Origin of the sequence: Rathayibacter sp. PhB179, from assembly GCF_004345345.1 — a bacterium.
GTDB classification, from domain to species: domain Bacteria; phylum Actinomycetota; class Actinomycetes; order Actinomycetales; family Microbacteriaceae; genus Rathayibacter; species Rathayibacter festucae.
In genome coordinates, this window is record NZ_SLVD01000016.1 from 1 (window position 1) to 7,253 (window position 7,253).

The window sequence follows — 7,253 nt, forward strand, 5'->3', positions numbered from 1 at the left end:
ACACCCGCCCAGCCACAAGCAGTTTTCCCTCACCACCGAGACGCGAAGCGGCTTCGCCGCTCGATACGCCCCTGCGGGGCTACTCGACCAGCATGAGGCGGCGCAGCCGCGTCCTCTCCCTCACCACCGAGACGCGAAGCGGCTCCGCCGCTCGATACGCCGCCTACGGCGCCTACTCGACCACCATGCGGGGGCCTCTACTCAGCAGGCGTCGTGGGCAGCAGCTCCGCCACGAGCGCCTGCACGCGGGCGCGGATGTCGTCGCGGATCGGGCGGACCTCCTCGAGGGGGCGGCCCTTGGGGTCGGCGAGGTCCCAGTCCTCGTAACGCTTGCCGGGGAAGACCGGGCAGACGTCGCCGCAGCCCATCGTGATGACGACGTCGGACGCCTGCACCTGCTCGGTCGTCATCAGCTGCGGCACGGCCTGCGAGATGTCGATGCCCTCCTCCGCCATCGCCGCGACCGCGACCGCGTTGATGCTCTCGCCCGGCTCGGAGCCGCCGGAGCGCACCTGGACGGTACCGCCCGAGAGCTCGCGCAGATAGCCGGCGGCCATCTGCGAGCGACCGGCGTTGTGGATGCAGACGAAGAGGACGGTGGGGGCGGTCATCCCGGGCTCCTGAGGGTGAGGGGCTGCCCGCGTCGATCGACACCGGCGCGACCGAATCTACCGACAGCGCCCGAAGCCTCCGCGTTCACCGGGCTCCGGCGGCGAAGGGCCGGCGCGTGACGGCGGACTCCGCCTCGTCGCCTCGGCGGAGTCCGCGGCTCAGGAAGGCAGATCCGGCGCCGGGTAGGCGTCCCAGCCGCCGTCGCCGGCATCATCGCTGGCCTCGGCGGCGAGTCTGCGGCGGATGTAGGCGCCGAGATAGGGAAGAGAGAACTGCACATGGCCGCGACCCGCGGCATGGACGTAGCCGCTGTCGATGAGGCGCTTCTTGTAGACCTGGACGTACGCGTCGGAGACGTCCATGCGCTTCGCGATGTCGGCGATCTTCGTGCGGTCGTCGTCCTCGGCCATCGCGTCGAGGAACTTCTGGTCGACATCGGAGAGATCGCCGTAGACGCGGCTGATGACTCGACTCTCGACCGCCTTGATGGCCCTGTCCTGCGCGACGGTGGCGTCGACGAGGCTGATCGTGGGTGCAGTGGAGCGGTTCCGCCAGGCGTAGTCGCCGGCCAGCTGCACCAGGTACGGATAGCCCTGCGAGAGGGAGACGAGCACGGCGAGCGCCTCCTCGTCGATCCTCCGTCCGCCGAGGCCGGCGGTCTCCGTGAAGACTCGACTGGTCTCCGGCGCGGACAGCCGCTCGAACTCGACCTCCCGGGAACGCCGGAGGAAGGTGGTGTGCTCCTCGGCGAGGAGTGCGTCGAGGCCGACCTTCACCCCGGCGAAGACGACCATGATCTGCGCACCGTCCTGAAGCGCGTGCGAGACCTGCAGCGCGAATCGGCTCAGCTCCCGCAGGCGGACCTTGCCGGAGGAGACCTCGTCGATGGTGATCAGGATGCCGCCCTCCCCGCCCAGTGCGGAGGACAGCGCGACGAGGTCGTACCGCAGCTGAGGCTTCACGCTGCGGTGCCGGTCGACGTACTCGATCTCAGCGCTGAACTCCCACAGCCCGAGCGAGGTCAGTCGTGCGCGGCTGCCCGGGGCCATGTCGTTGATCAGGGCGGGGATCGTGGAGTCCATCACCCGATCGAGGAGACCGGCACTGGCGTCCTCGCTGATCACCAGCCACCCGGCGGCGCGAGCGTCGTCCTGGAGGGTGGTCAGGAAGGAGGTCTTGCCGGCGCCGCGCAGTCCCGAGACCAGGACGGAGTGGTTCTCGCCGAAGTCCAAGGTCTCGAAGACGGCACGGAGCTCCGTGAGCGCTTCCCCGTGGCCGCCGAAGACGGCAGGCTTCTTCCCGTAGCCCGGGGTGAACGGGCTGGGGGCTGTCTCCGCCATCGTGATCTCCGAATCGTATTTATTTTATTCTATTCCGCCTCGACGGTGAGAGTGAGGTGCTGGCGCGGCAGTCCGCGCAGATCAGCAAGGCGGCGGAGACGAAGCCTGCTCACGATGCGAGGCCTCTCACGATGCCGATCGAGCGGGCCGTTCATGCTGATCGAGTAGCCCGCGGAGCGGGCGTATCGGGATCCACCACAGTCAGAACGCGAGTCTGCAGACCCGCCCTGCTGACAACGGCGGGTCTCGATACGCCCCTGGCGGGGCTACTCGACCAGCATGACCCGGCGCCGCCGTGGACCAGCGGCCGCCCGCGCTTCTGGAGTCGCGGGCGCCCGCCCGCTCGACGCACACTGGCCGGGCCCCCTCCCGCGACGACCCCTCGGACGGATCACCGTGCTCACCGGACTCAGCGCCTTCCCGCTCACCCCGCTCCGCGACGACGCCGTCGACGAGCCGGCCTTCGCCGCCCTCGTCGAGCGCCTCGCCGCGGCCGGCGTCGACTCGATCGGGGCGCTCGGCTCGACCGGCTCCGCCGCCTACCTCGACCGGGGGGAGCGCCGCCGGGTCGCCGCGGTCGCCGTGCGGCACGCGGGAGCGGTGCCGGTCGTCGTCGGGATCAGCGCGCTGCGGACCTCGCAGGTGCTCGCCCTCGCCGAGGACGCGCAGGAGGCGGGCGCCGCGGCGGTGCTCCTCGCCCCGGTGAGCTACCAGCCGCTGACGGACGACGACGTCCTCGGCCTCTACGAGGACGTCACCGCGCAGCTGTCCGTGCCGCTGGTCGTCTACGACAACCCCGGCACCACGCACGTCACGATGACCGACGAGCTGTACGGCGCGATCGCACGGCTGCCCCGCGTCGCCTCGATCAAGATCCCCGGCGTCCCCGCCGATCCGGCCGCCGCGGCCGAGCGGGTGGCCGCGATCCGAGCGCAGGTCTCCGCGGGCGTCACGATCGGCGTCTCCGGCGACTCGTCCGCCGCCCGCGGCCTGCTCGCGGGCTGCGACGCCTGGTACTCGGTGATCGGCGGCACGCTCCCCCGCCCCGCGCTGACGATCGCGCGCGCCGCGCAGTCCGGCGACCGCGCCGCCGCCGAGGCCGAGTCCGCCCGGCTGCAGCCGCTCTGGGACCTCTTCGCCGAGCACGGCGGCAGCTACCGGGTGATCGCCGCGATCGCCGAGCAGCTCGGCCTCACCGCCCCGGACTGCCTGCCCCGCCCGATCCGCGGCCTCGACGCACCGGCGCGCGCCCGGGTCGCCGAGGTCGTCGCGGCGCTCGACCTCGGCACCCCCACCGGCTGAGCTCACGGCGCGTCCGCCGTCCCCGGCGCGTCCAGCACCACGCGCCCGTCCAGCGCCAGCCGGTCGAGGAACGCGTCGTCGTGGCTGACGACGAGCAGTCCCCCGCGCCAGGCCCGCAGCACCTCGACCAGGTGGTCGGCCGTCGCCAGGTCGAGGTCGTTGGTCGGCTCGTCGAGCACGAGCAGCTGCGGCACCGGTCGCGCGAGGACCACTCCGGCGAGCGCCACCCGGAAGCGCTCCCCGCCCGAGAGCGTCGACGCGGGCCGGTCGACGATCGCGCCGCGCAGCAGCAGCCGCGCGAGGGCGTCGCGCAGGGCCGGGATCGGCAGGTCCGGCGCGGCCCGGGCGACGTGCTCGAGCACGGTGCGGTCGTCGTCGAGCATGTCCTCGCGGTGCTGGGCGAGGTAGCCGATGCGGTCGGTGAGCGCCCGCGCGTCCGTGCCGGGCACGGGATGCGGGCGGTCCGGCTCCGCGCCGACGAGCCGCTCGAGCAGCAGGGTCTTCCCGGTGCCGTTGGCGCCGATCAGGCCGAGGCGCTCCGGGCCCTGGAGCACCGTGGTCCGGCCGCGGACGGTCAGCTCGGCGAGCCGCCGGGTCGCGGGCACGCCCGGATCGGGCAGGTCGAGCCGCACCGCGTCGTCGTCGCGGCGCCGCCCGGACGCCTCGTCGACCCGGTCCTTCGCGCGCGCCTCGGCCTCGGCGTGACCGGAGCGGAGTCGTCCCGCGGTCCCCTCGGCGCGGCCGCGTCGGAAGTCGGAGGCGCCCTTCGGCATCGACCGCCCCGACTTCTCGCCCGCCTTCGCGCGCCGGGCGATCGTCGTCTGCGCCTCGATCCGCTGCCGCTTCTCGGCGCGCAGCACCTGCTCGGCGACGCGGACGTCGCGCTCGACCGCCGCGCGCTCGACGGCGAGCCGCTCCTCGAAGTCGGAGAACGTGCCCGCCGAGGTGCGCAGGTCGCCGTCGCGCAGCTCCGCGATCTCGTCGACGTGCTCGAGCAGCTCCCGGTCGTGACTGACGACGACGAGGGTGCCGCGCCAGCCGTCGACGAGCGCGAGCAGCAGCTGCCGGGAGCGGCGGTCGAGGTCGTTGGTGGGCTCGTCGAGCACCGCGATCGGCCGGCCGCGCAGCGCCACCCCCGTCACGGCCGCGAGGACCGCCTGCCCGCCGGAGAGCATCGAGACGGGGCGGAGCAGATCGGCGGCGTCGAGGTCGAGTCCGGCAGTGCCCAGCGCTGCGACGGCCCGGGACTCGACGTCCCAGTCGTCGGCGATTGCCTCGAACCGGTCCGCTCCAGCGTCGCCGGCCAGGATCGCGTGCAGCGCGTCGAGCCGGCCGCGGATCCCGAGCAGATCGGCGACGGTGTCGTCGGCGCCGCGCGGCAGGCGCTGCGGCAGCAGGTCGACCGCGCCGGTCGCGGTGACGGTCCCGCCCGTCGGCACGAGGTCGCCGGAGACGAGCCGCACGAGCGTGGACTTGCCGGCGCCGTTCGCTCCGACGAGGGCGGTGCGGCCGCGGCCGAACGCGGCGGTCACGTGGTCGAGGACGATCGAGCCGTCCGGCCAGGCGAACGAGCAGTCGGTGAGGACGAGGGAAGGAGGGGTCGGTGAAGAGAAGGGCACAGTGCTCCCGGTGGTCGCGTCGGCGCACGACGACCGCCGCTCTCCGCCGAGGCGGGAGCGCGCGTCCGCCCGGTTCAGCGGGCGGGAGCAGGGGTCGTCAGTGCGAGGGCAGCTGCTGCGTCGTGGACGCAGTACCGGTGCTGGTGCGCACGAGACCGTCTTTCCTGCGGGGGAGCCCCCGGGTCCGCGAGCCGATCGGCCGGCCGGTGAGGTGGCCGCCCCGACGTCGCGGCTCGCGACGAGGTACGCGTCGACGGTACGCGCGGTGCGGGGGCGACCGCAAGGGAGGGGTGTCACGGCCGCCCGATCAGCCGAGGACCAATTGGCCAACAGCCTGTTGGCCGATTGTCGCGTCGCGGATCCCCGCTACTGCACCAGCGCCAGCAGCGCGCGGATGTCGGCGGCGAGCAGGTCCGGCTCCTCGTGCGGGGCGAAGTGGCCGCCGCGGGGCATCGGCGTGTACCGGACGACGTCGTAGCTGCGCTCCGCCCAGCTGCGCGGCGGGCGCGTGAGGTCGAAGGGGAAGACGGCGAGCGCGGTCGGCACCTCGACCCGGCCGACCCGCGCCGTCCGCCCGGTCGCGTACTCCCAGTAGGGCCGGAGCGACGTGGAGATCGAGTCGGTGAACCAGTAGAGCGAGGCGAGGGTGAGCAGGTAGTCGTCGTCGAAGCGGGTCGAGACGTCGCCGCCGCAGTCACTCCAGGCCCGGTGCTTCTCGAGGATCCAGGCGAGCAGGCCGATCGGCGAGTCCGACAGCGCGGGCGCGAGGGTGAGCGGCCGGGTCTGCTGCTGGTGCTCGTAGGCGCCCTCGTCCGCGAACCAGGTGCGCTGCTCCTCGAGGTGCTCGCGCTCCTCGGCGGTGAGGGAGTCGTCCTCGACGTGCCGCGGCGAGGCGACGGCGAGCAGATGGATCCCCGCCACCGCCTCCGGGTGGCTCTCGGCCAGCCGCGAGGTGATGCCCGCACCCAGGTCGCCGCCGTGCGCTGCGTAGCGGGCGAACCCGAGCTCCTCGGTCATCAGCCGGTGCCAGAGCTCGTGCGTCTGCTCGTCCAGCCCCGGCCGCTGCGGCGAGAACGGGAAGCCCGGAAGCGCGGGCACGACGACGGTGGCCGCCTCCGCCGGGTCGCCGCCGAACCGCGACGGCGAGGCGAGCCGCTCGGCGAGCGCCACCAGCTCGAGCGCGGTGCTGGGCCAGCCGTTCGTCAGGACGATCGGCAGGCGACCGGGCGTCTCGGCCTCGAAGGTCTCCGCTTCGAACGTCTCCGCCTCGAAGCGGAGATAGGCCACCGGCGTCCCGTCGAGATCGGCCTGCGCCCAGGGCAGCGCGCGCATCCGCCGCTCCTGTGCCGGCCAGTCGAACTCCTCCGCCCAGCGCCGCGCCAGCCGCCGCAGCTCGGCCTGGTCGGTTCCCGCCGACCAGCCCTCGACCGGCCACTCGGGCGACCAGCGGGTCCGGCGGACGCGCTCGCGGAGCTCCGCCCACTCCTCGGCGGAGACAGCGGGGACCGGCGATGCGGGACGAGGCGGGGTCATCGCTCGACCGTAGCGGCGGGGGCCGACATCAGAACAGGTCGGGGCTCTCCTGCTCCCGCGCCGTCGACGACTCGACGTCGGCGACCTCGTGGCGCAGCGACGCGGTGACGTCGCGGGCGCCGGTGACGGACTCGACCCGCACCGTCACGCGCTCGACGGGGACGACGGTCCGGGTGAGGGCGATGCGCTCCTCGTGCAGGACCACGACGATCGGCTCCTGCGGGGCCGCTGCGATCGCGTCGGGCAGCGGCGGGCCGTCGGCGATCGGCTCGCGGGTGACGCGCAGCTCCTCGCGGCGGACCTCGACCGTGATCGTGCGCTGCTCGGTCACGACGACCCGCCTGACCCGGACGCGCTCGGTGGCGTGCCTGCGTGTGCCGACGAGGAGGCGCTCCTCGTGCAGGACCACCTCGGCGGTCGGCGCCGGCTCGGACGCGGTCGGCTCGGTCGAGGTCGGCTCGGTCGGTGTCGCGCTCATGCGGTCCCCTCGATCTGCTGCGGACGCGGCCGGCCCTGCTCGGAGCGAGCGGAGCCGGCCGCGGGTGGTGCGGGTGGTGCGGTCGTGCGCCTAGCGGGGGCGGCGCGCGGTGGTCGCCGGAGCGGCCTGCTTCGCCTGGTCGGCGGCGCGCTTCGCCTGCTCGGTGACGGACGGAGCGTTCTGCGCCTCCTGCTGGATCTTCGGCGCCTCCTCCTCGGCCTTCGCGAGGATCGCCTCCCAGCGCTGCTGCATCGGCTTGATCAGGCCGCCGCCGGCGCCGACGATGATCACGCCCGCGATGATCGCGAGCACGGCGATGAGGATCGGCGTGGTGACCGTCGTCGCGACCTCGATCTGGTTCAGGGCCGC

The 7,253-nt window shown here is 73.8% G+C and carries 6 protein-coding genes and 1 pseudogene; 1 reads left to right on the forward strand and 6 read right to left on the reverse strand.

What is annotated here, in order from left to right; translation table 11 throughout:
• Positions 1–197 precede the first annotated feature (197 nt).
• Positions 198–611 carry an arsenate reductase ArsC gene (locus EDF43_RS21540; RefSeq protein ID WP_132438519.1) on the reverse strand — a complete coding sequence of 138 codons (414 nt, stop codon included), beginning with the start codon at positions 609–611 and terminating at the stop codon, positions 198–200.
• A gap of 159 nt (positions 612–770) precedes the next feature.
• On the reverse strand, positions 771–1,952 hold the full coding sequence (locus EDF43_RS21545) for an ATP-binding protein (protein ID WP_132438518.1): 1,182 nt from the start codon (positions 1,950–1,952) through the stop codon (positions 771–773).
• A gap of 396 nt (positions 1,953–2,348) precedes the next feature.
• On the opposite strand from EDF43_RS21545, the gene EDF43_RS21550 reads away from it, so the two are divergent.
• Complete coding sequence (locus EDF43_RS21550; protein WP_132438517.1) at positions 2,349–3,254, forward strand: dihydrodipicolinate synthase family protein; 906 nt, start codon at positions 2,349–2,351, stop codon at positions 3,252–3,254.
• 2 nt (positions 3,255–3,256) lie between these two features.
• On the opposite strand, the gene EDF43_RS21555 is transcribed toward EDF43_RS21550, so the two are convergent.
• The 4 genes and pseudogenes from EDF43_RS21555 to EDF43_RS21570 all read right to left on the reverse strand — a co-directional run.
• Positions 3,257–4,873 carry an ATP-binding cassette domain-containing protein gene (locus EDF43_RS21555; protein WP_132438516.1) on the reverse strand — a complete coding sequence of 539 codons (1,617 nt, stop codon included), beginning with the start codon at positions 4,871–4,873 and terminating at the stop codon, positions 3,257–3,259.
• A gap of 366 nt (positions 4,874–5,239) precedes the next feature.
• Positions 5,240–6,406, reverse strand: a complete 1,167-nt coding sequence (locus EDF43_RS21560; protein WP_132438515.1) for an epoxide hydrolase family protein — start codon at positions 6,404–6,406, stop codon at positions 5,240–5,242.
• Positions 6,407–6,434: 28 nt separating this feature from the next.
• Positions 6,435–6,884: a YsnF/AvaK domain-containing protein gene (locus EDF43_RS21565; protein ID WP_132438514.1), complete on the reverse strand. Its 450-nt coding sequence runs from the start codon at positions 6,882–6,884 to the stop codon at positions 6,435–6,437.
• Positions 6,885–6,974: 90 nt separating this feature from the next.
• Positions 6,975–7,253: pseudogene (locus EDF43_RS21570) on the reverse strand (hypothetical protein); the annotation flags it as partial.